29 protein-coding genes are annotated in these 25,842 nt (G+C 70.2%); 12 read left to right on the forward strand and 17 right to left on the reverse strand.

From position 1 onward, the window contains the following. The first annotated feature begins 107 nt into the window (after positions 1-107). Positions 108-716 carry a GPP34 family phosphoprotein gene (locus ACFWU3_RS30455; RefSeq protein WP_384444136.1) on the forward strand — a complete coding sequence of 203 codons (609 nt, stop codon included), beginning with the start codon at positions 108-110 and terminating at the stop codon, positions 714-716. Positions 717-818: 102 nt separating this feature from the next. Here ACFWU3_RS30455 and ACFWU3_RS30460 read toward each other — a convergent pair whose 3' ends face one another. The 8 genes from ACFWU3_RS30460 to ACFWU3_RS30495 all read right to left on the reverse strand — a co-directional run bounded on the left by ACFWU3_RS30460 (position 819) and on the right by ACFWU3_RS30495 (position 8,144). Then, complete coding sequence (locus ACFWU3_RS30460; protein WP_384444138.1) at positions 819-1,361, reverse strand: GNAT family N-acetyltransferase; 543 nt, start codon at positions 1,359-1,361, stop codon at positions 819-821. Between the two features lie 80 nt (positions 1,362-1,441). Beyond that, complete coding sequence (locus ACFWU3_RS30465; RefSeq protein ID WP_384444140.1) at positions 1,442-2,377, reverse strand: DUF5996 family protein; 936 nt, start codon at positions 2,375-2,377, stop codon at positions 1,442-1,444. A 67-nt stretch (positions 2,378-2,444) separates the two neighbouring features. Then, on the reverse strand, positions 2,445-3,476 hold the full coding sequence (locus ACFWU3_RS30470) for an aldo/keto reductase (RefSeq protein ID WP_384444142.1): 1,032 nt from the start codon (positions 3,474-3,476) through the stop codon (positions 2,445-2,447). Positions 3,477-3,584: 108 nt separating this feature from the next. Then, positions 3,585-4,523, reverse strand: coding sequence for a zinc-binding alcohol dehydrogenase family protein (locus tag ACFWU3_RS30475; protein WP_384444144.1), 939 nt, complete (start codon positions 4,521-4,523; stop codon positions 3,585-3,587). A 103-nt stretch (positions 4,524-4,626) separates the two neighbouring features. After that, a complete protein-coding gene (locus tag ACFWU3_RS30480) occupies positions 4,627-4,809 on the reverse strand; it encodes a hypothetical protein (RefSeq protein WP_384444146.1) in 183 nt (60 codons plus the stop codon). A gap of 196 nt (positions 4,810-5,005) precedes the next feature. Then, positions 5,006-6,412: an amidase gene (locus ACFWU3_RS30485; RefSeq protein WP_384444148.1), complete on the reverse strand. Its 1,407-nt coding sequence runs from the start codon at positions 6,410-6,412 to the stop codon at positions 5,006-5,008. Positions 6,413-6,685: 273 nt separating this feature from the next. Next, positions 6,686-7,072 (reverse strand): hypothetical protein, encoded by a 387-nt coding sequence (locus tag ACFWU3_RS30490; RefSeq protein WP_384444150.1) that lies wholly within the window; start codon positions 7,070-7,072, stop codon positions 6,686-6,688. 169 nt (positions 7,073-7,241) lie between these two features. Further along, positions 7,242-8,144 (reverse strand): LysR substrate-binding domain-containing protein, encoded by a 903-nt coding sequence (locus ACFWU3_RS30495; RefSeq protein WP_384444152.1) that lies wholly within the window; start codon positions 8,142-8,144, stop codon positions 7,242-7,244. 102 nt (positions 8,145-8,246) lie between these two features. Here ACFWU3_RS30495 and ACFWU3_RS30500 point away from each other — a divergent pair, with 102 nt between their 5' ends. From ACFWU3_RS30500 to ACFWU3_RS30510, 3 genes are all read left to right on the forward strand, one after another. Continuing rightward, positions 8,247-9,086, forward strand: coding sequence for an oxidoreductase (locus ACFWU3_RS30500; RefSeq protein ID WP_384444154.1), 840 nt, complete (start codon positions 8,247-8,249; stop codon positions 9,084-9,086). Positions 9,087-9,218: 132 nt separating this feature from the next. After that, positions 9,219-9,641 (forward strand): ester cyclase, encoded by a 423-nt coding sequence (locus tag ACFWU3_RS30505; RefSeq protein ID WP_384444156.1) that lies wholly within the window; start codon positions 9,219-9,221, stop codon positions 9,639-9,641. A 90-nt stretch (positions 9,642-9,731) separates the two neighbouring features. Then, positions 9,732-10,253, forward strand: coding sequence for a winged helix-turn-helix transcriptional regulator (locus ACFWU3_RS30510; protein ID WP_384444158.1), 522 nt, complete (start codon positions 9,732-9,734; stop codon positions 10,251-10,253). 45 nt (positions 10,254-10,298) lie between these two features. Here the strand turns inward: ACFWU3_RS30510 and ACFWU3_RS30515 are convergent, their stop codons facing one another. From ACFWU3_RS30515 to ACFWU3_RS30545, 7 genes are all read right to left on the reverse strand, one after another. Next, the gene (locus ACFWU3_RS30515; protein ID WP_384444160.1) at positions 10,299-10,736 is read right to left on the reverse strand and encodes a glutaredoxin domain-containing protein; all 438 of its coding nucleotides are present in this window, start codon (positions 10,734-10,736) and stop codon (positions 10,299-10,301) included. Between the two features lie 100 nt (positions 10,737-10,836). After that, positions 10,837-12,087: an acyl-CoA dehydrogenase family protein gene (locus tag ACFWU3_RS30520; protein WP_384444162.1), complete on the reverse strand. Its 1,251-nt coding sequence runs from the start codon at positions 12,085-12,087 to the stop codon at positions 10,837-10,839. A 178-nt stretch (positions 12,088-12,265) separates the two neighbouring features. Then, on the reverse strand, positions 12,266-12,724 hold the full coding sequence (locus ACFWU3_RS30525) for an RrF2 family transcriptional regulator (protein ID WP_384444164.1): 459 nt from the start codon (positions 12,722-12,724) through the stop codon (positions 12,266-12,268). 100 nt (positions 12,725-12,824) lie between these two features. Continuing rightward, the gene (locus ACFWU3_RS30530) at positions 12,825-13,046 is read right to left on the reverse strand and encodes a helix-turn-helix domain-containing protein (protein WP_384444166.1); all 222 of its coding nucleotides are present in this window, start codon (positions 13,044-13,046) and stop codon (positions 12,825-12,827) included. Then, positions 13,046-13,543, reverse strand: coding sequence for a DUF2975 domain-containing protein (locus tag ACFWU3_RS30535; RefSeq protein WP_384444168.1), 498 nt, complete (start codon positions 13,541-13,543; stop codon positions 13,046-13,048). The genes ACFWU3_RS30530 and ACFWU3_RS30535 overlap by 1 nt, the downstream gene beginning before the upstream one ends. 255 nt (positions 13,544-13,798) lie before the next feature. Beyond that, on the reverse strand, positions 13,799-16,015 hold the full coding sequence (katG, locus tag ACFWU3_RS30540; protein WP_384444170.1) for a catalase/peroxidase HPI: 2,217 nt from the start codon (positions 16,013-16,015) through the stop codon (positions 13,799-13,801). 33 nt (positions 16,016-16,048) lie between these two features. Next, a complete protein-coding gene (locus tag ACFWU3_RS30545) occupies positions 16,049-16,261 on the reverse strand; it encodes a hypothetical protein (RefSeq protein WP_384444172.1) in 213 nt (70 codons plus the stop codon). Positions 16,262-16,648: 387 nt separating this feature from the next. Here ACFWU3_RS30545 and ACFWU3_RS30550 point away from each other — a divergent pair, with 387 nt between their 5' ends. From ACFWU3_RS30550 to ACFWU3_RS30560, 3 genes are all read left to right on the forward strand, one after another. Then, complete coding sequence (locus ACFWU3_RS30550) at positions 16,649-17,059, forward strand: Fur family transcriptional regulator (protein WP_313942289.1); 411 nt, start codon at positions 16,649-16,651, stop codon at positions 17,057-17,059. 256 nt (positions 17,060-17,315) lie between these two features. After that, on the forward strand, positions 17,316-17,831 hold the full coding sequence (locus tag ACFWU3_RS30555) for a GNAT family N-acetyltransferase (RefSeq protein ID WP_384444175.1): 516 nt from the start codon (positions 17,316-17,318) through the stop codon (positions 17,829-17,831). 76 nt (positions 17,832-17,907) lie between these two features. Continuing rightward, positions 17,908-18,279, forward strand: a complete 372-nt coding sequence (locus ACFWU3_RS30560) for a VOC family protein (RefSeq protein WP_384444177.1) — start codon at positions 17,908-17,910, stop codon at positions 18,277-18,279. Positions 18,280-18,388: 109 nt separating this feature from the next. Here the strand turns inward: ACFWU3_RS30560 and ACFWU3_RS30565 are convergent, their stop codons facing one another. Further along, positions 18,389-19,045 carry a maleylpyruvate isomerase N-terminal domain-containing protein gene (locus ACFWU3_RS30565; RefSeq protein ID WP_384444179.1) on the reverse strand — a complete coding sequence of 219 codons (657 nt, stop codon included), beginning with the start codon at positions 19,043-19,045 and terminating at the stop codon, positions 18,389-18,391. Positions 19,046-19,334: 289 nt separating this feature from the next. Between ACFWU3_RS30565 and ACFWU3_RS30570 the strand changes: the two genes are divergently transcribed. The 4 genes from ACFWU3_RS30570 (at position 19,335) to ACFWU3_RS30585 (ending at position 23,750) form a co-directional block, all read left to right on the forward strand. Further along, positions 19,335-20,798 (forward strand): MFS transporter, encoded by a 1,464-nt coding sequence (locus tag ACFWU3_RS30570; RefSeq protein ID WP_384444181.1) that lies wholly within the window; start codon positions 19,335-19,337, stop codon positions 20,796-20,798. 185 nt (positions 20,799-20,983) lie between these two features. Beyond that, positions 20,984-21,457, forward strand: coding sequence for a carboxymuconolactone decarboxylase family protein (locus ACFWU3_RS30575; protein ID WP_384444183.1), 474 nt, complete (start codon positions 20,984-20,986; stop codon positions 21,455-21,457). Positions 21,458-21,493: 36 nt separating this feature from the next. Next, a complete protein-coding gene (locus tag ACFWU3_RS30580) occupies positions 21,494-22,417 on the forward strand; it encodes an RNA polymerase sigma-70 factor (RefSeq protein ID WP_384444185.1) in 924 nt (307 codons plus the stop codon). A gap of 382 nt (positions 22,418-22,799) precedes the next feature. After that, a complete protein-coding gene (locus ACFWU3_RS30585) occupies positions 22,800-23,750 on the forward strand; it encodes an aldo/keto reductase family oxidoreductase (protein ID WP_384444193.1) in 951 nt (316 codons plus the stop codon). Positions 23,751-23,836: 86 nt separating this feature from the next. On the opposite strand, the gene ACFWU3_RS30590 is transcribed toward ACFWU3_RS30585, so the two are convergent. Then, on the reverse strand, positions 23,837-25,015 hold the full coding sequence (locus ACFWU3_RS30590) for an aminotransferase class V-fold PLP-dependent enzyme (protein ID WP_384444187.1): 1,179 nt from the start codon (positions 25,013-25,015) through the stop codon (positions 23,837-23,839). 159 nt (positions 25,016-25,174) lie between these two features. Here ACFWU3_RS30590 and ACFWU3_RS30595 point away from each other — a divergent pair, with 159 nt between their 5' ends. Continuing rightward, positions 25,175-25,813 (forward strand): TMEM175 family protein, encoded by a 639-nt coding sequence (locus ACFWU3_RS30595; protein WP_384444189.1) that lies wholly within the window; start codon positions 25,175-25,177, stop codon positions 25,811-25,813. Positions 25,814-25,842 lie beyond the last annotated feature (29 nt).

Here is a 25,842-nt window from a genome sequence, read left to right on the forward strand (position 1 = left end):
TGCGGTGAACTCCGTACGGGCCACCGCAAGCGCGGATGCGGGTGGCGCCCGTGCTCCGTAAGCTCATCTGAGGCATCACCGTCGACACACCGGACGTGAGGCCCCACATGACCACACCGCGAACCCTGCTGATCGTCGCCATGGACAGCGCCACCAGCGGACCGGTGGAATCGGGCGACCTGTCCCTCGCGCTCGCCGGAGCCGAACTGATCGACCTTCTGGATGCCCGGGCCATCGGGCTGGACGACGACCGGATCGTTCCCGGTACCGAGCCGGCACCGGCCGATCGTCTCCTGGCCGAGGCAGCCGACCTGCTTGTGCGGGACGAGCCGTACGAGTCGGTCGAGGACTGGCTGTGGCGCAGAGGCAAGGCCCTGGCCGTTGCCTATACGGCCGCCCTCGAGGAAGACGGACTGGTGACCCGTCCGCGCAGCCGCAGCCACCCCTTCCGGGGCGGACCGCCGGTCCTGGTCGAATCGCCCGCGCGCACAGCGGCGATGGAGCGCTGGGATTCCCGTGAACCCGTCCTCGCCACCCTCGCGGAATCCATCGGAGTGCGCGGCGAAGAGGGCAGCGACGCTCCGGAGGTGGCGGACGACTCCGTGGCGACAGTGCTCGCCGGAGTCAACAACGCGCTCGTGGAACTCCAGGCCGTACGGCAACGGAGGAACGTCGAAGAGGCGGCCTTCGACAACGTCTGGCGCGGCCTGGAATGACGCCCGGAGCGCCGCGCGGTCAGCCGGTTCGGGAGGACAGGGCCCACGGACGCGGCGTGAGGCGGGTCTCCGTGAGCCCGCGCCTGATCCGGACGACGGACCCTAGCCCTGCGAACCCGGCTTCCAGTCCTCCACGAGGAGCCCGAGCAGCACCTCGTCCAGGAACTCGCCCATCACCCAGGCCGACGAGCGCAGCACGCCCTCGCGGACGAATCCGTTGCGCTCGGCGGAGCGCAGCATCGCGGCGTTGTCCGACAGCGTCTCGATCTGCAGTCGGTGCAGGCCGCGCACGACGAATCCGTAGTGGCACAGCACCGCGACGACGTCCGTGCCGTACCCCTTGCCCCGGGAGGACGGCAGCAGCCCCAACCCGACGTGGGCGAACCGGTTGTGGTTGTCGATGCCCCACAGCGTCGCGGTGCCGACCAGAGCGCCGCCGTCCAGCTCCACCACGGAGAACGGGACGTGTCCCTCCTCCTTGTCGTCCACGACGAGCCGCGAGTCCTTCGAGTCGGGCGTGATCGGCCGCCAGGGCCTGCCGTCGGACCGGGAGGCGTTGACCACGTCGTCGTAGAGCTCGGCCCGCAGGACCGGGATATCGCTTTCGTGCCGGGCCCTGAGCCCGACCTTGCTGCCGCTGAGCATGCACGCTTTCTATCCGACGGCGTCGGCGAGCGGCAAACGAATATGCCCTGGGTGCAGCGCCGACCGGCCCTCGAACACGTCTAGGAAAGGATCACGGGATCGGTGACACCTCCGGGGCAGGCACGGCGGTCGATGTCCCAGTCGGCGAGGTCGGCCGCGGAACGGTAGACGCAGTCGAAGAAGTCGAGAACGGTGTCCCGCGGGTTCGGGCTGTTGCGGACTTCCTCGTAGTCCAGCGTGGCCAGATGACTGCCGCCTCGTTCCATCCACTGCGCGGCGTCCGGACGAAGAGGACGCTCGCCGAGCCCGCCGGGCTCGGGCGCCGCGTAGGAGTAGAAGGCCGGCCGGGGGAAGGAGTCGTCGCCGAACCAGAAGCCCGAGCTGATGACTTCACGCGAGTACGCCTCGCGTGTCACCGGGTCGACACTCGCCGGCTGGTCGACGACCCGGTCGGAGAACCGGGTGACCGCGATGTCGAAGGTGTGCCAGAAGTGGTGCACCGGGCTGACCTTCCCGGAGAACCCGGCGGAGAACTCCTCCAGCACCAGGTTGACCTGGCTGAGCACCTGCCAGTAGCGGTTGACCCAGAACGGGTCGTACGCAGAGTGCTCCGTGTCGTCGGCGAACGCCCGCTGGGCATCGGGCAGATCGAAGGGATGGGGATGCGCGATCGTCGCCGCCGCGCCCACCGCGCGCAGGGCGTCGAGCGTCTCGCGGTAGAACGACGCCACGGACTGCCCGACGAGCGGGAACGACGCGGTCAGGCCGTCGAGCGAGTGTGCCGTCAGCCGGTGATCGACGAAGTCGAAGTCGATCGTGAAGATGGACGTGCCGTACGCCCCACCCATGGGGCGGGTCGTGATGCCCCGGCCCGTCAGATGGAACGGGACGTTCCACCAGTGGTTGCGCCGGACGCTGCCGGCCAGCCGGATCTTGCCGACGATCTGGGTGAACCGGTGCAGTGTCTCTTTGGAGTCTTTCCACTCCGACAGGGGAAGTGCGGGAAACAGGTCCACGGTGTGCCCTTACGCTCGTTGTGCTGTGCCGCTGCACGGCTCGGTCGGTCGGTGCGTCCTCTGTGCGTCAGCGGCGCCGCAGCGCCTTGTCGGAGAGCGCGGGCGGCGTGTAGTACGAGTCGTCCCGGTTCAGGTCCGTTCCCGGAGGCACGATCTCGTCGATCCGGTCCAGTACGTCCGCGCCGATCGCCACGTCGGCGCCCTCCAGCAGGTCCTCCAGGTGCGCGGGTGTCCGCGGGCCGATGATGACGGAGGTGACGGCCGGGTGTGAGCGGACGAACGCGATCGCCATGTGCCGGAGCTGAAGGCCCGCCTCGTCGGCCACCTGCGTCAGTTCGGTCACCGCCTTCAGCTTGGCCGCGTTGCCCGGGCGCGACGGGTCGAACTTGTGCTGTTCCATCGCCGCGCGGCCGCTTCCCGCCGAGAGGTCGACGTCCGACGGTTTGCCGTACTTGCCGGAGAGCCAGCCCGCGCTCAGCGGACCCCAGGTCAGCACGCCCATTCCATAGCGCTGCGCCGTCGGCAGCACGGACCCTTCGACGCCCCGGGCGAGGATCGAGTACGGGGGCTGTTCGGTCCGGAAGCGCACATGACCCCGCCGTTCCGCCGTCCACTGGGCCTCGACGATCTGCTCGGCAGGAAAGGTCGAGTGGCCGATCGCGCGCACCTTGCCCGCCCGGACGAGATCCGACAGGACGGACAGGGTCTCGTCGATGTCCGTGTGCGGGTCGGGCCGGTGGACCTGATAGAGGTCGATCCAGTCGGTGTTCAGCCGCCGCAGGCTGTTCTCGACGGCCCGGGTGAGCCAACGACGCGAGTTCCCACTGCTGTTGGGGTCCTCGCCCATCGAACCGTGGCCCTTGGTGGCCAGTACGACGGCATCCCGGCGCCCCTTGAGCGCCTTGCCGACGATCTCCTCCGACTCGCCCTGGCTGTAGACGTCGGCGGTGTCGACGAAGTTGATCCCGGCGTCCAGGGCACGGTGGATGATCCGCACCGATTCGTCGTGGTCCCGGTTGCCCCAGGCGCCGAACATCATGGCACCGAGGGCGTATTCGCTCACCGAGATGCCTGTGCCGCCGAGGATCCTGCGCTTCATGAGAGCTGTTCCTTGTCTCGGATGCGGGAGTGGTGCCGTGATGGCGGATGTCGTGCTGCGCAGGCGGCAGCCGGATGCGCCTGATCGTCCGGATGGACGGGGGAGCGGTCAGGGGAAGGTGACGACGACCTTGCCCCGAATGTGCTGGGTGGCGAAGTCGTTGACTGCCTGCACGGCGTTCGCGAAGGGGTAGCGGGCGCCGATCTCCACCTGGAGCCGTCCGTCCGCAGCACGTGCCGCGAGATCGTCGAGCTCCCCGGGCTGCGCCTGGAACGAGCCGATGTAGACCGACTCGACGTCACGCCCGAGGTCGGCGGGCCCGTACAACGGCGAGACCAGCCGGCCGCCCGGGCGGGCCGCGCGTGCCGTACTCGCCAGCCCGTCGCCCGAGTTCACCAGGTCGACGACGACATCGACACCGCCGGGCACCAGGCGCAGCACCTCGTCCACCACATCCGTCCGCCGGTAGTCGACCGTGTCGTCGGCGCCGAGACCGCGCAGGTACTCCGCGTCCTGCTCGGTCGACGTGGCGATCACGCGGGCGCCGATCGCGTGGACGAGCTGCACGGCGAACATCCCGATGCCGCCGGTCGCCCCGATCACCAGCACACTCTCGTCGGACGTCGGCCGGACGGCCCGGAGCAGGTTCACCGCCGTCAGTCCTGATTCGGGGATCGCCGCCGCGTGCGGACTGTCCAGACCTGCGGGGCGCCGGGCGAGCAACGGCCCGGGCGAGCTGATGGTGTACTCGGCGACGGCGCCCGCGCTGCCGCCGGTGAAGACCAGGACCGGATCGCCCGCCGAATAGAGCGTGACGTTCTCGCCGACCTCGACGACGGTCCCCGCGGCGTCCATGCCGACCACCAGCGGATGGTCCGCCGGGTAGCTCTCCCTCGCCGCGCCGGTGATGAGCATCAGGTCGAGCGGATTGAGCGCGGCGGCCTCGACCTTGACCAGGACCTGGTCCGGTCCGGGGGTGGGAGTGGGATGCTCGGCGACGGCGACCTGGTCCAGCGGTACGTAGTCGGGCGCGACAAGGGCTTGCATCGAGTGGCTCCCTGACGTGGCGTGAGGAGCGACCTCGCGGCGCGCGGCGGCTCCGGGGCACCCGGTGTGAGCGCCCTTGTCCCTTCTACGCGGCCGTCCCGGCTCAAGCGAGGAGCGTGACCGTGGGAGGGGCCGAACGGGCGTCGTCCATCCACTCCTGACCACGGGCGGCTCCGCCGCGGTGCGCGTCGACGCCCGTCCGGACGGGAGCACCGGCCGGGAGCAGCAGAGCACCCGGACAGGAGGACGCCGGAAGAGGTCCGCCCGGCAGGACGCTGCCGTTCATCAGCGCCTGGGTCCTGTCCGGGCGATCTTGTCGGGCCTGCGACGGGCTACCGCACCTCGCCGTGTTGCCGGATGGCCCGAGTACGCCTCGTACGAGGGCGATCTCCCCCAGCCTCCGGCGGGGGCGCGCCCCCACCGCCGTGCGATGCAGCGCATCCGACGCCACAGGTGATCCTCGAAGATCGCCCGGACAGGGCCTAGGCGGGGAAGCCGGGCGGTGTCCGTCCGGCCCAGGGGCGCGCTGTCTCCAGTTGCGCGGAGAGCGACAACAGCGTCGGCTCGTCGTTCCGGCGGCCGACCAGCTGCACCGCGAGCGGCAGGCCGTCGGCGGAGAATCCGGCCGGTACCGAGGCCGCGGGGTTGCCGGTGACGTTCCACAGCGCGCAGTACGCGATCATCGGCATCGCCCGCAGGGCAGCCCGCACCGTACCGGTGCCGTTGAGTCGCCCGGCCGCGGGCGGGAGGCCCGCCATCGTCGGGGTGAGCAGCACATCGATCCGCTCGAAGACCTCGTTCGCCTTGGCGGCGGTCCGCTCGCCCTGCCCGAGGGCCCAGCGAGTGATCCGGGGGCGGACCCAGCTGCCGAGGCGGACCGTCTCACGAGTCCGCCGCTCGAGCCGGCTGTAGTCGTCCATCGCGAACGCCTCGGTCCGCAGACCGGCGAACCACTGCGGTACGAACGCCGCCGTCGGGTCGGGGTAGTGAGGGTCGACCTCCTCGACGTGATGGCCCAACTCCGCCAGCAGCGTTGCCGTTTCCCGGACGGCCCGGACGACGTCCGACGCCGGTCGCACTCCGAGCGAGGCCGACTCGGTCGACCAGCCGATCCGCAACTGCCGGGGTTCGGTGGCCGCGGCGGTGGCGAACGACACGGCCGGGTCAGTGGCGCGGAACATGTCGCCCGGCAGCGAGCCCCGGATCGCGTCGTGGACGAGCGCGGAGTCCAGCACGGAGCGCGTCAGGGGGCCGAGCACGCCCAGTCCCCACCAGAGGTGGGGATGCGGTGAGGTGCTGACGCGGCCACGCGAAGGCTTCAGCCCGAACAGGCCGCAGCTGGCGGACGGAATCCGGATCGAGCCGCCGCCGTCGCCGCCGATCGCGGCCGGGACCAGGCCGGCCGCGACGGCCGCGGCCGAGCCACCGCTGGAACCGCCGGGCGAATGCCCGGGTGCCCACGGGTTGAGGGTGGCGCCGTGCGCCGACGACTCGGTGAACGGGAAGAGTCCGAACTCGGGCATGTTCGTCTTGCCGATGATGACGGCCCCGGCCGTTCGCAGCCTGCGAACCACCTCGCTGTCGGCTGCCGCGGGCCGTTTGTTGGCCGCCGTCCCGAACGTCGTCACCAGTCCCTCGACGTCGTTCTCTTCCTTGATCGCGACCGGCACCCCGTGCAGCGGACCACGGTCGGCCCGCGGGGTCCCGTCCCGGCGGGCAGCCTCGGCGAGGGCCTGCTCGGCCATCACCACGGTGAACGCCGTCAGGCTGCCGTTGTGCCGTTCGATACGGGTGAGGAGCAGCTCGGTGAGTTCACGAGCCGACACATCTCCGGCGCGGACGGCTTCCGCCTGTCCGGCGACACCCGCGTAGGCAAGATCGTCAGTCATGGCGGGAAACTACATCTGTTCGGGGGCGGGGGAGAAGGGGAGCCGCCCTCCCTCTCGGCAACCGGGCGGGGGCGGCCGGCCCCGACGCGAGCCGCTGTGTGCCCCTGTCGCGGTTCGGTGAACACGATGAGCGCACCGAACCGCGACCGCACCTGGGTGAAGACCGTTGACCTGCCTGCCGGTTCATGCCCTGCTCGTGGAGCCGGTTCCGGCGACTACCGTGCCGGCCACTCCGGTCCATGGGAGTCCGGGACGCGGCGGGCAGTGGTCACCTCAGTCCTCGGTGAACTCCTTCTGCGAACAGACCTCGCCGGGCCCGTTCCAGCACAGTTTCAGCAGGTACTTCGCGCCGTAGGGAACGACGTTGTAGTCGAAGTAGCCGCAGCCGGAGTCACCGCCGTCCTGCTTCGTCTCCTTGAGCTGCCAGCCCGCCAGGTAGATGTACAGCTTGCCGGTGACCCCGTGTCCGTCCGCACGCGTGTCGCAGACGCGGAACGTGTCCGGGTCGGGGTCGAGGTGGGTCATGGTGCCGATGGTGTGCCCGCCGCGGGACAACCGCAGCGTGGTGTCGGCCGCGGCGGCCGGCCCCGACGCCGCGGCGACAAGTGCGATCGCACCGACCGCGGCGACGGCGGCACGGGCCCCGTAAGTCTTCCTCACCGATACTCCTTGTGAAGTGTTCATGCCTGAACTGATCCACTTCACCGTACAGAGCGGGCAAGAGCGTTCGGTGCGCCGGGTGTTGACCGCCGTCGACGGGCGTTCCGCTCTGCTTGCGCCGACGCGCGGGGGCAGACCCCGCTGCCGGCAGGACCCCTCAGGACCCCTCTCAGCCGGACCGGGTGAAGTCCGTGGTCGCGGCCATCTCGGTGACCACGTCCAGCAGCCTGTGCAGCGCGGGGGAGGTGTTGCCGGTCAGCCACACCATCTCGGTGGGGACGGACTCCCCGGCCAGGGGCACGAACACCACGCCCGTCCGGCGCAGATTGCTCGCCGACTGCGCCAGCCGCGTCACCCCGACACCGGCCGCCACCAGTCCGAGCAGGTTCTGCACGCTCGCGTCGCGCTGAACCACGTCGGGAGTGAAGCCGGCCGTGCGGAAGGAGTCGTCGAATGCCCGGTGCCAGGGTTCCCACGAGCTGCGCGGGCTCAACACCCAGCGCTCGTCCGCCAGTTCACCCAGGGTCAGCTGCGAACGTCCGGCGAGCGGGTGATCTTCGGGGAGGACGGCGCACACCGGCTCGCTGACCAGCGTCCTGGCCTCCAGCCCCTCCACCAGCGGGGGCCGCGTGAACGCGACGTCGTAGTGCCCTCGGCGCAGCCCCTCGACGAGAGGGGCGATCGTCGTCTCCTCCGTCGCCACGTCGAGTCCCGGCAGTCGCTCCCTCACGGCCCGGACCACCGGGGGGAGGAGATGGTTGGTCGTGGTGGCGAGGAAGGCCAGCCGGAGGCTGCCGAGCTCGCCGCGTGCGGCTCGTGCCACCACGTCCATCGCCTCATCGGCCCGATCGAGTACCGCGCGGGCCTCGGGGAGGAACAGCGCACCCACGGCGGTCAGGCTGGTACCCCGGCTGTCGCGGTCGAAGAGCCTCACCGCCAGCATGCGCTCCAGGAGGCTGATCTGCTGGGACAGCGACTGCTGGCTGATCATGAGCCGCTCGGCGGCGCGCGTGTAGCTGGACTCCTCGGCGACGGCGACGAAGTACCTCAGCTGCCGAAGATCAGGGGTCACAGGCAGAGCCTACAGCGACGACAAGCAGCCGGTGTTGGACGCTCCCGGCGCATCGGAACAACCATTGACCTCGATGAACACCACGTCGGAAGGGCATGGCTGATGACGATGAACACGCAGGACCGCGTCTGGTTGATCACGGGTTGCTCGGGCGGGTTCGGCCGGGAGATCGCGCTCGCCGCCCTGGCGGCCGGAGACCGGGTCATGGCCACGGCGCGTCGCCCGGAGACCCTGGCCGATCTGGCCGAAGCCGGGGGCGACCGGGTCAGTACGGCAGCGCTGGACGTCACGGATCCGGCCTCGGTCCAGGCCGCGGTGGACGCGACGGTCGCTGTGTTCGGCCGCGTCGACGTCCTGGTGAACAACGCCGGATACAGCGTGATCGGGGCTGTGGAGGAGACCTCGATGCAACAGCTGCGCGCGATGATGGAGGTCAACTTCTTCGGCGCCGCGGAGCTCACGAAGGCGGTCGTTCCCCTGATGCGGGAGCAGGGCTCCGGGACGATCGTGCAGATGAGCTCCCTCGGCGGCCGGATCACCTTCCCGGGCATGGGCGGCTACCACGCCACGAAGCACGCGCTCGAAGGGCTCAGCGAGTCGCTCTCGGCCGAGCTGGCGCCCCTGGGCATCCGGGTACTGCTGGTGGAGCCGGGCATGTTCCGGACCCGGATGAGCAGCAGCCTGGAGTTCACCCGCGAGATCCCGGGCTACGAGTCGACCTCGGGCGGGCTCCGGGAGCTGGTCACGGGCATCGTGGGCGCTGAACCCAATGATCCGGTGAAGGGCGCCGCGGCCATCCTCAAGGTCCTGGACGCCGAGAACCCGCCGCTTCGCCTCGTACTCGGCGGGGACGCGGTCGACGCGCTGCGCGAGCACGACGAGTCGCTGCTGGCCGACGTCACCAGGTGGGAGGACCTCAGCCGCTCGACCGCGGTGTCCTGACCCGCTGAGCTGCGCGGAAGCGGCCGGAAGGGTCAGGGACCAGATTTCCAATCCAGGGTGTTACGTTTGTTTCAAGCCCGCCGACGGAACGCCTCGGCCCGCCCGCCCCGTGATCGCGAAGGATCGACCAGCATGACGAAGCTCTCCGCCATCGACGCCGTGCACAACTTCTGGGCTCACGTCTGGCAGTCCCCGCAGGACTACGACGCCATCGACGATCTCGTGGTGGAGGACTTCGTCCTCATCACCGGCGGCAAGCGCGTCCAGTCGCGGGCCGCCTTCAAGGAGTGGGCACGGGGTTTCGGTACGGTCATCGACAACCTGGAGTTCGAAGTCGTCGAGTCGTTCGCGAATGCCGACGGTTCCCGCGTGGCCTCTATGTGGCGCCTGACCGGCAACAACAACGGGGCCCTCGGAACCACCCCGGACGGAGCGCCGATCACGATGACCGGCACGGCGGTATGGGCGGTGCGTGAGGACGGCAAGCTGCTGTGGAACCGCGTCGAGCGCAACGCCTTCGAGGTCCACCAGCAGCTCACCAACCCTGCGGCGTAGTCTCGCCGCAGCTCGCACACGGCGCGCTCGCGAACCGATGCACAGACGGGAATCGGATACATGGCGGTGCGGGTGGACAGGACGACCGCAATGGACGCGTCCGAGCCGGGGGCGCGCGGCGAGGTGTGTTCCATCCAGCGCAGCCTGGACATCCTCGGCCAGAAGTGGGCCTTCCTCATCGTGCGCAACGCGCTGCGCGGCACCACCCGGTTCTCCGACTTCCGTAAGGAGCTGGGCATCCCGACGGACGTGCTCAGCGCACGCCTCTCCACCCTGGTGGACGCGGGAATCTTCGAGCGCGAGTCCTACCGGGAGACCGGATCGCGGGGCCGCCATGCGTACCGGCTGACGCATCGCGGTCAGGAACTCAAGGTCGTCCTCGCCGCCCTGCAGCAGTGGGGCGAGGAGAACCGTCCCGTCGCCGGTGTCCCGGCCACGTACATCCAGGAACGCGGCGGTGGCAACGTCCAGGTGGCGATGCTCGACGAGGACGGGCACGTCCTCGACATCGACGACGTACGCCTGGTGCCGGCGGACGTCGCGCGCGAGATCCGGTCGCGGGCGAGCGCCGGAGCGCACCCGACTGACGAGGCACGGCCGGGACGGGGCTGAATCCGCGGGCCGGTGAGGCCGTCGGCGCGGCTGCCCCGCTCGCCGTCACGCCGAAGCGTCGAGCTGTTCGCGCACCCACGCTGGGTCGGGATTCACGTGTGGTCGGCCCGCCACGAAGACTGTCGGCACGGTCTCGTTGCCGTCGTTGACCGCACGCACCTCCGCCGCGCCGGCCGGGTCACGCCAGATGTCGACCCAGTGCACCTGGCGGGCACGCCGGCCCAGCCGGATGCGCATGCGGAGGCAGTAGGGGCAGCCCGGCCGCCAGAAGACGATCGGCCGGCCGTCGACCGCGCTGCGGCGTTGTGCCTCCTCCGCGCGAATGGGCTTCGGGAAGATCAGAGGCGAGTGCGCCGCTGCGAGCAGCACGAACAGCAGCAGGAGCGCTACGGCGGTGCCGGGGCTCCCACCGAGGAACAGCCCGGTCGCCACGACTGAGCCGCAGAGCACGAACAGCAGTGGCGAAATCCAGGCGCGCGTCATGACAGGAAGCCTAGGCCCCCTCGCCGCGGCCGGAGTGGCCCCGACCCGGAACGGTTCGCCGGCCGGGGTGGGACGACAGCGGAGCGGTCGTCCCAGCGCGTCAGACACGCGCCGTGAAGGGAGGACGAGCGCCGTTGAGGAAGTGGTCACCGATGTCGCGCAGACGGAGGGAGGAGGGGGTCCGCGCCGTCAGCACGCGCGCGTTGCGCCAGAACCTGTCGAGGCCCGTGCCACCGTTCACGTCGTCGGCGTCGGCGGTGAGCTCCAGCAGGCGCGTCGTGGTGTGCACGGCGGTTCGGCCGGTGACGGCTTCCGCGGTGGAGACCAGCACGGCGACGTCGGCATGGTGGTCGACGCCCAGTTCCGGCCCCAGCGCCACCGCATCGGCCAGTGCCTGCGTCGCATGCTCGACGACCGTGGCGGCGGTGTGGGCGCCGATCGCCAGTTCTCCGTAGGCAAGGAGAACGTACGGATCGTCGCTCGGCCGCTCCGCGTACGCGCCGCCCATCGGGCCGGCCGCCGGGAAGGGCGGTGCCGCACGGCTGATGTCCCGCGCCTCCGTGAGAGCCCCCTCGGTGAGCCCGAGAGCGACATGAGCGAGCAGGAGCCGAAGAGCGAGGGGCGCCAGGGCGGTGAAGGGGGACGTGGTGTGTTCGTCGCGGGGAAGGGTGCAGAGCACCTGATCCGCCCTGCTCACCGGCACGTTGTCGAAGTCGATGCTGCCCGCGCCGGCCAGCCGCTGCCCGACGCGCTCGTTCGCCGCCTCGACCAGGACGCCGGGATGCGCCGGGTCCACGAGCACCAGCAGTAAGTCACCGGTCTTCGCGCACGTCGCGCCCAGGACCAGCCGGTCGGCGACGGTGACCCCCGCGGCGAAGGTCCTGCGGCCGCCCAGCGCGTACCCCGTACCGGTCGGCGCGAGCGTCAGATCGCTCGGAGAGCCGGCCGGGATGTCGATGCTGCCGCCGAGCAGCCAGTGCTCCTCGGCGATCCGCGCTTCAAGACCACCTGCGGTGTCCGTGGAGCCGAAGAAGCGCGTACTCCACGCCAGGGCGTAGTGGCGGGCCAGCAGTTCGGCCATGGAACTGTCGGCGGCCGCTGTCTCGCGAACCACGGCGCAGGCGGTGCGCCAGTCGGCGCCCTGCCCTGGCGCCCGGGTGGGGGTCAGCAGATCCAGGAGGCCCGCCTCGCGCAGTCGCGAGACCTCGTCGGTGGGGGACTTGCCCGCGCGTTCGCGTGCGATCGCGTCGGTGGCGAGATCGTCCGCCAGCTCGCGGACGATGCGCGGCCATGGGGTCTCCTCCACGGGCGTCGGTGGGAGCGACTGCCCGTCAGCGGACTTCTTCGGCACTTCGCATCCCTTCCCCGGCCGGGCAACAGGATCGGCGTTCTCCCGCGGTCCCCTGATTCCTAGTATTCCTACTGGATTAGTAGGGATACTCGCAGAGGTCGTGCCCCGGCCCAAGAGGACGTTCAGATGGTGGACAAGTCGAGCCGTGTGGCGAGCGGTTGGAGCGGCGGGCGGACCGTCAGGGGTTGGTCCAGGCGGCGGCGTCCTCGCTGAGGGCGGACACCCTCGTGGGCAGCTCGGCCGACGCGACATCGGCCAGCGTCACGCCTTCGAGGATCTCGCGGACGTTCGCCCGGAGCGCGATCCACAGCGGCAGCAGCGCCTCGGCGGGACCGGTGTAGGACAGTTCCGGGGGTCGTACGCCCCGAACCGAGACGAGCGGTCCGTCCACGACGCGGATCACGTCGGCGATGCTGATCGACTCCGCGGGAAGTGCGAGACGGTACCCGCCACCGCCGCCGCGCCGGCTGGCCACGAGTCCGCCGCGGCGCATGTCGTTGAGGATGCCCTCGAGGAACTTGTGCGGAATGTTCTGCGCGTCGGCGATGGCCTCCGCCTTCAGCGGCCCGGTGTCCCGGTACGCGGCGAGTTGCAGCGCGGCGCGTACCGCGTAGTCCGCCCTGGCTGAGATCCGCATGCGGCCAGATTATCCCGCCCCGGTCGGGTCGGTGCCGGTTGTCGTCGATGCGGGAATGCTGCCACCGGCGGCCGGCCGCGCCGACCGCCGGTGCCGGGTGTCAGACGTCCGCGGTGTCGTGGGACTCCCAGCGCAGCAGGTCTCCCGGCTGGCACTCGAGCACCTCGCAGAGCGCGGCGAGCGTCGCGAAGCGCACCGCCTTGGCGCGACCGTTCTTGAGCACCGCCAGGTTGGCCGGCGTGATCCCGACGCGGTCCGCCAGTTCGCCCACGGACATCTTCCGTTTGGCCAGCATGACGTCGATGTCGACGGCGATCGGCATCAGATCACCTCTGCCAGTTCGGCCTGCATCTGCGCCGCCTCGACGTCGCGCGCGACGGCCTGGGCGAGCAGCATCCGCAGCACCAGCACGATGAGCGCGACCCCCAGGGCCGCCATGACGCCCCCGCCCAGCAGGAGGACGATGCCCGGTGGGACGGCCTCTCCCGGAGCCAGGACGACACCGAGCGCGAACAGCAGGATCGCTGCCGCCACGATCGCGCCGATCACGATGTGGACGTACCGGAAGGCCGCGTCGGAGAAGACGGTGCCGCGTCGGACCATCGTCACGAGCCGCCAGACACAGACCAGGACGACCTGGATCGTCACGATGCCGAGGACCGTGATCACGAGGAGCGGGGTGCGGAGGTACGCGACGTCAGGGTCGAGACTCTCCATGTCGATGGCCAGCAGCGGCACCATCACGGCCTGGACGAACACCGACCCGGCGAGCAGGCCCACCAGTACAGCCCGCAGCGCAAGGACTGTCAGCTTTCCCATCACGTCTCCTTCAATCGAACAGCGATGGAAATCTATCGAGAAACGATAGGTATGGCAAGGGGTGGACCGTCGGAGCGAGGGACGGTGGGGGATCCGATGCCGTCTTCCGCCCCCCGCCAACTGCCGCCCAGCTCGGTCAGGGCGCGCTCGCACGAACGACGGGAGGGGCTCACAGCCGGCCTGGCTGTGAGCCCCTCCCGTCGTCCTCGGCCGGTTCGCTCTCCTACGAGCACGAGCCGGCCCGGACGCCTTTGATCACACGAGGTCGAACCGGTCCAGGTCCATGACCTTGGCCCACGCCGCGACGAAGTCGTTCACGAACTTCTCCTTCGCGTCGTCGCTCGCGTAGACCTCCGCGAGCGCGCGCAGCTCGGAGTTCGAGCCGAAGACGAGGTCGGCACGGGTGCCGGTCCACTTGACGGCGCCCGAGGCGTCACGGCCCTCGAAGGTCGTCTGGTCGGCGGAGGTCGACTTCCACGTCGTGCCCAGGTCGAGCAGGTTGACGAAGAAGTCGTTGGTCAGCACACCCGGGGTGTCCGTGAACACCCCGTGCGAGGACTGGCCCTGGTTGGCGCCCAGGACGCGCAGACCACCGACGAGGGCGGTCATCTGGGGCGCGCTCAGGGTGAGCAGGTTGGCCCGGTCGAGCAGCAGGTACTCGGCCGGCAGGCGGTTGCCCTTGCCGACGTAGTTGCGGAACCCGTCGGAGGACGGCTCCAGCGCGGCGAACGACTCGGTGTCCGTGTGCTCCTCGGTCGCGTCCACACGGCCCGGAGTGAAGGGGACCTGCACCGCGAAGCCGGCGTCCTTGGCGGCCTTCTCGACCGCGGCGGCACCGCCGAGGACGATCAGGTCGGCCAGGGAGACCTTCTTGGCGCCGGAGTTGAACTCCGACCGGACGCCCTCCAGGACGCGCAGGACCTGCGCGAGCTGGTCGGGGTTGTTGACCTCCCAGCCGTTCTGCGGCTGCAGACGGATACGGGCGCCGTTGGCACCGCCGCGCTTGTCGCTGCCGCGGAACGTCGAGGCCGACGCCCACGCGGTGGAGACCAGCTGCGAGACGGTCAGGCCCGACTCCAGGAGCTTGGTCTTGAGCGCCGCGGCGTCCGCGGCGTCGATGGCCGCGCCCTCGGCCTGCGGCAGCGGGTCCTGCCACAGCATCGTCTCCGCCGGGACCTCCGGGCCGAGGTACAGGGACTTCGGGCCCAGGTCACGGTGGGTCAGCTTGTACCAGGCACGGGCGAAGGCGTCCGCGAACTCGGCCGGGTTCTCGTGGAAGCGGCGCGAGATCGGCTCGTAGATCGGGTCGAAGCGCAGCGAGAGGTCGGTGGTGAGCATCGTGGGCAGACGCTTCTTCGACGCGTCGTGCGCGTCGGGAATGATCTCCTCGGCGTCCTTGGCCACCCACTGGTTGGCGCCGGCCGGGGACTGGGTCAGCTCCCACTCGTGGCCGAAGAGGATGTCGAAGAAGTCGTTGCTCCACTGGGTGGGCCTGGTGGTCCAGGTGACCTCGAGACCGGAGGTGATGGCGTCGCCGCCCTTGCCGCTGGCGTAGGTGGACTTCCAGCCCAGGCCCTGCTCCTCCATGGAGGCGGCCTCGGGGTCGTTGCCGACCGCGTCGGCCGGGCCGGCGCCGTGGGTCTTGCCGAAGGTGTGACCACCGGCGATGAGGGCGACGGTCTCCTCGTCGTTCATCGCCATGCGGCGGAACGTCTCACGGATGTCGCGGGCCGCGGCGATCGGGTCCGGGTTGCCGTTCGGGCCCTCCGGGTTGACGTAGATGAGCCCCATCTGGACGGCGCCGAGCGGGTTCTCGAGCTCGCGGTCGCCGGTGTAGCGACGGTCGTCGAGCCAGGTGGTCTCGGGACCCCAGTACACGTCCTCGTCGGCCTCCCAGACGTCGGCGCGGCCGCCGGCGAAGCCGAAGGTCTCGAAGCCCATCGTCTCCAGCGCGACGTTGCCCGTGAGGATCATGAGGTCGGCCCAGGAGATGGACTGGCCGTACTTCTTCTTCACCGGCCACAGCAGACGGCGGGCCTTGTCCAGGTTGCCGTTGTCCGGCCAGCTGTTCAGCGGGGCGAAACGCTGCTGGCCACGGCCGCCACCGCCGCGGCCGTCGCTGATGCGGTAGGTGCCGGCGCTGTGCCAGGCCATACGGATCATCAGCGGGCCGTAGTTGCCGAAGTCGGCGGGCCACCAGTCCTGCGAGGTGGTGAGCACCTCGGCGATGTCACGCTTCACGGCCGCCAGGTCGAGGGCCTGGAACGCCTCGGCGTAGTCGAACTCCGCACCGAGCGGGTTGGCGACGACCGGGTCCTTGGCAAGGATCTTCAGGTTGAGCCGCTCCGGCCACCACTGACGGTTTCCACCGCCCTGGGTGGGGTGCGCGGCGCGATCATGCGCGACCGGGCAGCCGCCGCCTGAGCCCTCCGTCTTCGCGTCGGTGACGATTGCGTCGTGGTTCTCGGACATGGAAATCCTTCCGGAGGGGGCGGATCGCTGTGCTCAGGAACTGCAGTCGGTGGAACGGTCGGGGTACGGGCCCCGGTTGGTCAGGTGGGCCTCGTGGGCGGCGAGGCCGTGGTCTTCGCCGGCGGTCGGGCCGGCCGTCCTGCGGGCCGCCCGGCCGTTGCGGGCGACGACGCGAAGCGCGGTCTCGAACCGAGCCTGCGGGGCGGTGCGACGCACCCGGCCGGTCCGGGGTGCGCGTCCTGCCACGAGGGGCACGGGGAAGGTCTCGCGCCGACCGGGGGTGTGACGCGGCTCACGTGATCGCTCGTCCCGGAGGGATCGGAGGGGGCCGTCTCGATGAGAGAACGGTCACCGTTGCGCCGGTCTCGGGGAGCGCCACGCGGGCGGCGGGTGTCACCCGCGCGCCGACCAGGCACAACGGCTCGGCGGTGGTCGCGTCACGTCTTCTCTCCTGTCCTGCGGGAACAGTCGGGAACAGTCCTGTCCCTACCTGTCCCTTGGCTATTGCCGGAACCGATCCTACGATGGACAGAGTCCAGGTCAACAAGTGCGCCAAGCTCGTATTCAATCGGAACCCTGGCGTCCGCCGGGTAGCCTTCGGGCATCCCGCCGCATCTGAATAGGTGAACCGATATGAGTGACCTGCTGGAGCGACTACGAGGGCGTGGCTGGCGGATGACCTCCCAGCGGCGTGTCGTTGCGGAGGTTCTCGCCGGCGACCATGTGCATCTCACGGCTGACGAGGTGCACGCCCTCGCCGTGCAGCGGCTGCCCGAGATCTCCCGGGCGACCGTCTACAACGCCCTGGGCGAACTGGTCCTGCTCGGTGAGGTCATAGAGGTCTCCACGGACGGCCGCGCCAAGCGTTACGACCCCAACGCGCACCACCCGCACCAGCACTTGGTGTGCTCGCAGTGCGGCACCGTCCGCGACGTCCACCCGACGGGCAATCCGCTCGCCGACCTCCCGGCGGACGAACGGTTCGGCTTCACGGTGTCCCAGGTCGAGGTCACCTACCGCGGACTGTGCCCGACCTGCGCCTAGGGCACCTCCTCGGCAATCTGCTGCCTTCCTGAGGTCCATGCACCACACGCGCCGCCCCGGAAATCGGATGCGGTCGGTCGGTGTGGTGGTGTGTGCTCGGGCGTATGGCGATGGGGTTGGGCAAGCCGGGAGTCGACGGGCCGGGCGAGGTTGTGGCCGTGCTGCCGGAGCGGCAGGGGTACACGTCCTTCTGGCCCACGGGAGCAGACCCTGCCGGCGCGGAAGCGAGGCGGCTGTCACCGCTTAGGGTTCCCGCGTGACGACGACACTCGGGCTGCGGGAGATCACCCCGGCCAACTTCGACGCCGCGATCGGGCTGCGGGTCCGTCCGGATCAGGAGCACTTGGTCGCGCCGGTCGTGAAATCTCTGGCCGAGGCGTATGTCTACGGGCCAACAGCGTGGCCCCGCTTGATCGTTGACGGTGACGTTCCCGTGGGATTCCTCATGGCCTTCCTCGACCTGGACTGGAGCGACGACGGCACGGACATCCGCTCCGGGCTGTGGCGGCTCAACATCGCAGCTGGTCAACAGGGCCGGGGCTATGGTCGCTTCGCGGTCGAATCGGTCGCCGCCGAGATCCGTCGTCGCGGCGGGACCCGCCTGTTCACCACGTGGCATCCGGGCGCGGACGGCCCCGAGGGTTTCTACCTCGGGCTCGGGTTCCGGCTGACGGGTGAGACCAGTGGGGGACAGACAGTCGGTGAGCGCGACGTGCGCCACGTCCCGGACAGGGCCTCGGCCCACCCTGCCGGACGGCGTCAGAGTCGCTGACGAGGTCGGCCCGGTCGATGACCGGCCGGGCCCTGCCGAGGCTTGCTCCGGGCGATGGCCGGGCACACTGGGCGACATGCCTGTCTCGCTGCATCACATCGTCATCGACGCCCACGACCTGCCGGCCCTCGCACGGTTCTGGGCCGACGTGCTGCGCTGGCGGATCCTGTCCGAGCGGGAGCGGGAAGTCGTCATCGGGCCGGACGAGACCGCGCCCGTGGGGATCTGCTTCATGCCGGTGACGGACCGCAAGGTCGTCAAGAACCGCCTGCACCTCGATCTGACGTCCTCGGCGGAGAACCGGGAGGCCGAGATCGAGCGCATCCTCGCCCTCGGCGCCGCTCTGGCCGATGTCGGACAGACCGGCAGTGAGTCGTGGACGGTGCTGGTCGATCCGGAGGGGAACGAATTCTGTGTGGTGCGCCCGAAGGAGACGCTGATCGGGTAGCGGTAGCGGTTGCGGTCCAAAGGACTGCGCGAGAGCCCGGCCGTTGACGCAGAACGGGGATGACGGGACTGCCCCCTGGTCCCGCTCAGTCGGCGGAGCGGCCGGCGGATCAGCCGATGACGAGCGGAAGTTTCGCGGCCGACCCGCCCAGTTCGGCCTTCTCCACGTCGGTCGGGGCGCGCCGTCCGGTGCCGACCAGCAGCGCGTCCTTGTCGGAGAAGGAGGCGGGGAAGAGCGACCCGGCGATCTTCTCCAGCATCTCGCGGGACTGCGCGAGCCCTTCCGCGGGTGGTCCCGCCACGTTCGGGAGGTGCGCCACCAGGTCCAGGTGGTGCAGCGTCCACTCCATGACGTACGCGGTGAGGTAGTCGCCCGCGGTGAGAACCTCGTCGCGGGTGCCGACCCGGAGGGCGGGGTCGACGAGTTCGGCGGCGCGGCCGGCGGCGGAGCCCACGTCGTCGAGATGGAACCGGAGCAGCCGGGGTTCCTCGTACGCGGCGGCCAGCCGGACCGTGAGTGCGTCCAGCGGATCGTCGCCCGTCGGCTGCGTGTCGGCGACCTCCCAGTAGGTCACCGCGTCGCGGGTCGGTTCCGTGGCGGCGGGGGTCGCGAGGGTGATCAGGACGTCCTGAGCATCGATGACCAGATGGCACACCAGGTCCCGTACCAGCCAGCCGGCACAGCCGGACGGCTGCTCGAAGTCCGCGTCGGCGAGTTCGGCGACCGCCGTGCGCAATGCCGTCCACGAGCGTGAGAAGAGATCCACATCGGCACGGTAGTGCGGTGCCGCGGCGACGGACAAGCACGCGTCGGAGCGGGCGGATCGCGCCGGCAGTGAGACAGGGCCGGGGGTTCCGTGGCACACCCCGCACCCGTCGGGGGAGGGCGACCTGAGCGTCCTGTGACGCGCGTGGGTCGTTGACAGGGTTGGTGAGGGCGCGCTGTATAGGGTCTTGGCAACCGTCCTCCTCGGCAAGGCCGCCCGCCCCGCACACGACGGGACCCCGCGGCAGGCCGTGAGCGCAGACATGACTTCGATCGTCAGGAGTGCTGCCGTGCCATCCAGAGAGACGTCATCTGCGCCCGGCGGTCTTGGCCGCAACCGTGAGACCGCCATGCTCGCGCTGCTGTCCTTCGCCATGCTGATCGTCTCGCTCGACCAGTACATCGTGGTCGTGGCACTTCCCGACATCGCCCGCGACCTCGGCTACTCCGCACAGACGCTGCAGTCGGTCATCAGCGCCTACGCGGTCGCCTCGGCCGGCTTCCTCCTGTTCGGCGGACGTGCCGCCGACCTGCTCGGACGGCGGCGCGTCCTCGCCACCGGCCTCGCGCTCTATGCCGGGGCCGCCCTCGTGGGCGGGCTCGCCACCGGGCCGGGAATGCTCCTCGCCGCGCGCGCCATTCAGGGACTCGGCGGGGCTCTCGTCTTTCCCACCACCCTCGCGCTCATCAACACCACGTTCTCCGAAGGCCGTTCCCGCAACCGCGCGTTGGGGATCTGGGGAGGGTCGGGCGCGGCAGGGCTCGTCATCGGGGTGCTGCTCGGCGGCATTCTGACGCAGGCGTTCGGCTGGGAGGCGGTCTTCTTCGTCAACGTCGCCCTGGCCGGGCCCGCGCTGCTGCTCGCCTTCGTCGTCATCCCGCGGGACGGAGAGCGGGAAAGGGGGCGGAGGTTCGACCTGCCGGGCGCGCTGAGCGTCACTTTCGGGGTGACACTCATCGTGTTCGCCCTGGTTCAGGGTCCGGGGCTGGGGTGGCTCTCGCCGGGCATTGTGGTGAGCGCCGTGGCGGGCATCCTGCTGCTCGGAGCGTTCTTCGTCATCGAGCGGCGCAGCAACGACCCGCTGATGCCGACCGAGTTGCTCTCCAACCGCAACCTCATCACCGGTGTGTTCATCGCCTTCATGTTCATGGCGACCTTCGGCTCCGTGCTCTACTTCCTGTCCATCTACTTCCAGGAGACCCTGGGCTACGACCCGTTGCAGACAGGCGCCGGCTTTCTCATCCCGACCGCAGTGGTCGTGGCCGGTTCGACATTCGCCGGCCACCTCGTGACGCGGTTCGGCCTCCGGCGCACCCTGGCCGCGGCCCACATCATCGGCGCGCTCGGTGCGGTCGGCCTCGGCCTCGCGATCTCACCGGACGGTGGCTACGTCGAACTCATCCCCGGTCTCGTGGCGCTGAGCATCGGCGACGGAGTGGTCTTCACCGGCATGTTCATCGCCGCCGCCACCGGCATCCCCGACCGGCAACAGGGCATCGCTTCCGGCATCGCGTCCACCGGCTCGGGAGCGGGCGCGGCCGTCGGCCTCGCCATCCTGGTCCTGGTCGCGACCGCAGGGCTGGGCGGTCTCACCGGTGAGGAACTCCATGTCGCGACCGCAGAAGGAATCAGAACCGCGCTCTTCGCCGCCGCGGGCGGCATCGTGCTGACGTTCCTGGTCACCCTTCGCCGGTGCCCGACACCGCCCGACCAGGGCCTCACTCCTGTGCCGTACCAGACCCGCCGCTGCTGACCGCGCCGAAGAAGCGCCCGTAGTGGAGAACGACCCCCTGGTACTCGGGCACCTCTTCGGTCGCTGAGCGCTGCGGCGACCGGCCGCCGACCACGGGAGACGCAGGTCACACCCGGTCGTGTCACACGGCGTCGCGCCATCTCGTCTCGGGTGTGTAGCCACTGACGACCGCAGAGGAGCCCACCATGGACGCGCGACTGAACTACTTCGCCAGCCCGACCGCCGGCAAGGTCATCAAGTACGTCATGTCGGCGGGCAAGGCGCTCAAGGAGGGGCCGGTGCCTGCCGCGACGCAGGAGCTGGTCGCCCTTCGCGTGAGTCAGATCAACGGCTGCGCCGTCTGCGTCGACATGCACACCAAGGACGCCACCGCGGCCGGTGAGACCGCGGTGCGGCTGAACCTGGTCGCGGCGTGGCGGGAGGCCACGGTCTTCACCGAGGCCGAGCGTGCCGCGCTGGCGCTGGCCGAGCAGGGGACCCGGGTCGCGGACGGGGCCGGTGGAGTCAGCGACGAGGTCTGGGCCCACGCCGCGAAGCACTACGACGAGGAGCAGCTCACCGCCCTGGTGATCCTTGTGTCCTTCATGAACACGGTGAACAGGCTGAACATCATCACCCAGCAGCCGGCCGGCAGCTACGAGCCCGGACAGTTCCACTGAACGACCATCAGCATCTGACGTGAGGGAGGGGCCGGCGTGAGCAAGGTCGAGGAGTTCGAGGAGCTGCGGCCGCTGCTGTTCTCGATCGCCTATCGGATTCTCGGCAGTGTGAGTGAGGCCGAGGACGCGGTGCAGGAGACATGGCTGCGGTTCGACGGCTCGTCGACCCGGCCCACGTCGACCAAGGCCTTTGTCTCGGCGGCGGTCACGCGGATCGCCATCGACGTGCTGCGCTCCGCGCGCGTGCGGCGGGAGGAGTACGTGGGCCCGTGGTTTCCCGAGCCGCTGCTCAACGACCCGTACGAGGATCCGGCGCGGGCGGTGGAGCTGGCCGACTCCGTATCCATGGCCGCATTGCTGCTGTTGGAGCGGCTGAGCCCGCTGGAGCGGGCGGTGTTCGTGCTGCGTGAAGTGTTCGCCTTCGGGTTCGACGATGTCGCCGCGGCGGTGGGACGCTCGGAGGCGGCATGCCGACAGCTACTGGTGCGGGCGCGGCGGCACATGGAGGCCGGGCGGCCGCGGTTCGCGGCGGACGGGCAGGAACAGCGGGAACTGGCGACGCGGTTCTTCGATGCCCTGAAGGACGGCGATGTGGAGGGACTGCAGGATCTGCTGGCCGCCGATGTGCAACTGGTCGGGGACGGCGGCGGCAAGGCCCCCCAACTGGCCCGAGCCGTCACGGGCGCGGAGAAGGTGGCCAGGTTGCTCGCCACGTTCATCCTCCGGCTGGTCCCGCTCGATGTGTCGTTCGAGCCGCACCGGATCAACGGCCGGCCCGGGGCGGTCTTCCGGGACAGGGACGGCAAGGTGCTCCACATCCTGGCTCTGGACGTGCTCGAGGGGCGGATTCAGACCATCCGCGGGGTGATCAATCCCGACAAGCTCGGCCACATCGGGCCGGTCGCCGACGCGTGGGCCATCGACCGCGAGGTCAGGCAGGTTCGCCGGCGGACGAACTGACTCGCAGCCGGCCGTCCGGCTCTGCTGTCGCGCGCCGCCACCCGCCTGACGGGTCGTCGCCTTCCGGCACGTCCAGGCAGAGGCCGGGATCGAGCTCCATGGACTACGTCCTTTCCGTCGGTCCACCCGTATGAGCGGAGAACCGTGGGTCGGTGGTGGAGCTCCAGGTGCCGCTCCGCGCACGGCGCTCATGACGACGCCCGGTAAGACCGCCGCGCATCCGGAAGGGGTGCTTCTGCCGGTCACACGGCGAGAGGGGCAGCCCCGCTGCCGGTGCGACGCCCGGCAGCGCCCCCGGCCGTGCCCAGGTCAGGACGCGCAACGGATGAATTCGGCGTGGTCCCTCACCAGTGTCCGGTCGTAGGGTGGCGCCGTGACGACGATGGCGGAACAGACACAGACCGGCCGGCTCCTCTACGGATGCATGGGGCTCGGCGGCAGCTGGGACCACGAGCCCTACACATCGAAGGACATCGCGGTCGCGGAAGCTGCCGTGGAGGCGGCCCTCGACTGTGGCATCAACACGTTCGACCACGCCGACATCTACCGGAACGGCAAGGCCGAAGCGGTGTTCGGCGAGATCCTCGGCCGCGCGCCGGACCTGCGGGACCGCATCGTCGTGCAGACCAAGTGCGGTATCCGCCTCGCGGACGGGGACCACCCGGGGATCTACGATCTGCGCGGCACCACCATCGTGGAGCGCGTGGAGGAGAGCCTCGCCCGGCTGCATACGGACGTCCTCGATGTCCTGCTCCTGCACCGGCCGGACCCGCTGGCGGATCCCGACGACGTCGCCGAGGCACTGACGTCACTGCACCGGCAGGGGCTCGTGCGGCGTTTCGGCGTCTCGAACATGAGCGCCGCACAGATCGCCCATCTCCAGGGGGCGCTGGAGCTGCCGCTGGTCGCCAACCAGCTGGAGATGAGCCTTCAGCGGCGGGACTGGGTCGAGGCGGGCGTCGTGGTGAACACCCCGCAGGCGGCGGCTGTCGGCTTCCCCCTGGGGACGCTCGAGTACTGCCGTGCCAACGAAGTGCAGGTCCAGGCGTGGGGCGCCCTCGCCCAGGGGCGTTACACCGGCCGTCAGGAGACACCGGACGAGCAGGCGACCGCGCGGCTCGTCGAGGCGTTGGCCAAGGAGAAGGACACGAGCCCCGAAACGATCCTGCTGTGGTGGCTGCAACGACACCCCGCCGGCATCGCACCGGTCATCGGCACCGCCCGCCCCGAACGCATCCGGGCCTGCCGGGATGCCGCCACCGGGGAGCCGCGGCTCAGCCACGAGGAGTGGTACGACCTGTGGATCACGGCCCGCGGAGCGGCACTGCCGTAGGGCGTCGATGTGCCGGGGGAGGCCCCACATGGGGTCGGGCCTCGCCCGGACATCACGTGCGCGGCCGGAGACGGGCCGCGGCCCGTTCAGGCTCCGCGCGCGGCCTCCGCGATCACCTCGACGGTCCGGTCCAGTTCGGCCTCGGTGTTGTAGTAGTGCGGCGACAGCCGCACCAGCGGGTGAACTCCCCTGTTCAGCGTGTCGAACTGGGTGTGCTCGGCGACGGTGGTCGACACATTGATCTGGTGGCGCGCGAGGAGTGCCGCGAGGTCATGGGTGTCCAGTCCGTCGACCTTCGCGGTCACGATGGCGCAGCGTTCGCGGCCGAGGTCGTACGTCGTGACGCCGGGCAGCGCGTCGAGCCGGTCGCGCAGCCGCGCGCCCAGCGCGATGCTCCGGCGGCCGATGTGCGCCATGCCCAGTTCGAGGGCCTGGACCACGGCGGCGTCCAGGCCCAGGACATTGGCGTAGCTCATCTCCCAGGAGGCGAAGCGACGCGCGCCCTGGTGCCAGATGAAGCCGTTGCCGCCGTCCCAGGTGGCGGCCTCGATGTCGTTGACGAACGGGTCGAGGTGTTCGAGCATCTCCGTCCTGACCCAGAGGAACCCGGTGCCGCGCGGTCCCCGCAGGAACTTGCGGCCGGTCGCGGTGACCATGTCGCAGCCGAGGCTCTCGACGTCCACGGGGAACTGCCCGATGGACTGGGTCGCATCAAGGAGGAACGGCACCCCGGCCGCACGGGCGATCCGTCCGATCTCCTGAGCCGGGTTGACCAGTCCGCCGCTGGTGGGGACATGGCTGATGCCGATCAGCCGGGTGCGCTCGTCGATCAGGTCTGCGAGGGCCGTGGTGTCGGTCTGCCCTGACGCGTCGTCCGGGACGACGACGATCTCGACGCCGGTGCGCCGGGCGGTCTGGAGGTAGGCCAGGACGTTGCTGCCGTACTCGGCGCGGCCGGTGAGAATACGGTCGCCCGGCTGGAAGGGGAGCGAGTAGAAGGCGGCGTTCCAGGCGTGGGTGGAGTTGTCGAAGAGGGCCACCTCGTCGGGCCGTCCGCCGATCAGTTCCGCGATGTGCCCGTACGTGGCGTCGATCCGGCTCCGTTCCTGCTTCGCGGCCTCGTAGCCACCGATGGACGCCTCCAGTTCCAGGTGCGCCGTCATCGTGTGCAGCGTCCGCCGCGACAGCAGCCCGGCTCCGGCGTTGTTGAGGTGCACTCGGTTCGCGCATCCGGGGGTGTCCTGGCGCAGTGCCTCGATGTCCACGTGAACGCTCCCTCGTCGGTCCGATGCTGTGACCTCTACCCGTCGGCGACTCCCCGTCCCGGGTTGCCGGCTGCTCGATCGCACTGGTCCGTAGAGCGATCGGGGGAGCGCACGGAGCGGTGACCGGGAACGGCGGCGCGACGTCCGTAGCGTGGCCGCGTGGCGCGGATCGACGAACCTGAGACAGCGGGCCTGGCGGGGGACCCGGGCCGGCTGCTGGCCCTGTCCGACGGCATCTTCGCCATCGCGATGACCTTGCTGGTGCTCGATGTCGCCGTGCCGGACGATCTCGACGTACGCCGGTTCCAGGAATCGTTGCGCGACCTGTGGCCCAAGGTGGCGGCGTACGGCCTGAGCTTCACCATCCTGGCGGCGTTCTGGATGGACCACCGGAGGATCTTTCTGTGGGTGCGCCATGTCGACGACGCGGTTCTGCGGGTGTCGCTGTGCGGTCTCGGGGCCATCGCGCTGCTGCCCTTTCCCACGGCCCTGCTGGCGGAGTATCCGGCCCGTACCGTCTCCGTGGCGCTGTACGCGGGCACCATCGCCGTCACCGATCTGCTGCATCTCGCGCTGTTCGTCATCGTGTGGAAGCGTTCGCGGCTTCAGCACGAGCCCATCGGCGACCGTGTGGGCCGTGCCATGGCCGCCGACCTCATCACCTCGATCGTCGTCTTCGGGGCCTCGGTGGGCATTGCCTTCGCCTCCCCGCGCGCGGCGATGTGGAGTTGGGCCGTGCTGCTGCCGGTCAAGTTCGTGATGGGCCAGCGCGCCCGGGCAGGCGTCCGGACGCCGTGAACCGCCTGGGGCGGCCTGCTGCGGCAGGC

The organism is Streptomyces sp. NPDC058685 (assembly GCF_042714725.1).
Taxonomy (GTDB): domain Bacteria; phylum Actinomycetota; class Actinomycetes; order Streptomycetales; family Streptomycetaceae; genus Streptomyces.

Excerpts from the sequence above, each read along its gene's own strand:
- ACFWU3_RS30455 (WP_384444136.1), top strand. The coding sequence starts at position 108 with ATGACCACACCGCGAACCCTGCTGATCGTCGCCATGGACAGCGCCACC.
- ACFWU3_RS30460 (WP_384444138.1), bottom strand. The coding sequence starts at position 1,361 with ATGCTCAGCGGCAGCAAGGTCGGGCTCAGGGCCCGGCACGAAAGCGAT.
- ACFWU3_RS30470 (WP_384444142.1), bottom strand. The coding sequence starts at position 3,476 with ATGAAGCGCAGGATCCTCGGCGGCACAGGCATCTCGGTGAGCGAATAC.
- ACFWU3_RS30475 (WP_384444144.1), bottom strand. The coding sequence starts at position 4,523 with ATGCAAGCCCTTGTCGCGCCCGACTACGTACCGCTGGACCAGGTCGCC.
- ACFWU3_RS30480 (WP_384444146.1), bottom strand. The coding sequence starts at position 4,809 with ATGAACGGCAGCGTCCTGCCGGGCGGACCTCTTCCGGCGTCCTCCTGT.
- ACFWU3_RS30485 (WP_384444148.1), bottom strand. The coding sequence starts at position 6,412 with ATGACTGACGATCTTGCCTACGCGGGTGTCGCCGGACAGGCGGAAGCC.
- ACFWU3_RS30500 (WP_384444154.1), top strand. The coding sequence starts at position 8,247 with ATGACGATGAACACGCAGGACCGCGTCTGGTTGATCACGGGTTGCTCG.
- ACFWU3_RS30505 (WP_384444156.1), top strand. The coding sequence starts at position 9,219 with ATGACGAAGCTCTCCGCCATCGACGCCGTGCACAACTTCTGGGCTCAC.
- ACFWU3_RS30510 (WP_384444158.1), top strand. The coding sequence starts at position 9,732 with ATGGACGCGTCCGAGCCGGGGGCGCGCGGCGAGGTGTGTTCCATCCAG.
- ACFWU3_RS30515 (WP_384444160.1), bottom strand. The coding sequence starts at position 10,736 with ATGACGCGCGCCTGGATTTCGCCACTGCTGTTCGTGCTCTGCGGCTCA.
- ACFWU3_RS30525 (WP_384444164.1), bottom strand. The coding sequence starts at position 12,724 with ATGCGGATCTCAGCCAGGGCGGACTACGCGGTACGCGCCGCGCTGCAA.
- ACFWU3_RS30530 (WP_384444166.1), bottom strand. The coding sequence starts at position 13,046 with ATGCCGATCGCCGTCGACATCGACGTCATGCTGGCCAAACGGAAGATG.
- ACFWU3_RS30535 (WP_384444168.1), bottom strand. The coding sequence starts at position 13,543 with ATGGGAAAGCTGACAGTCCTTGCGCTGCGGGCTGTACTGGTGGGCCTG.
- katG (WP_384444170.1), bottom strand. The coding sequence starts at position 16,015 with ATGTCCGAGAACCACGACGCAATCGTCACCGACGCGAAGACGGAGGGC.
- ACFWU3_RS30550 (WP_313942289.1), top strand. The coding sequence starts at position 16,649 with ATGAGTGACCTGCTGGAGCGACTACGAGGGCGTGGCTGGCGGATGACC.
- ACFWU3_RS30560 (WP_384444177.1), top strand. The coding sequence starts at position 17,908 with ATGCCTGTCTCGCTGCATCACATCGTCATCGACGCCCACGACCTGCCG.
- ACFWU3_RS30575 (WP_384444183.1), top strand. The coding sequence starts at position 20,984 with ATGGACGCGCGACTGAACTACTTCGCCAGCCCGACCGCCGGCAAGGTC.
- ACFWU3_RS30585 (WP_384444193.1), top strand. The coding sequence starts at position 22,800 with ATGGCGGAACAGACACAGACCGGCCGGCTCCTCTACGGATGCATGGGG.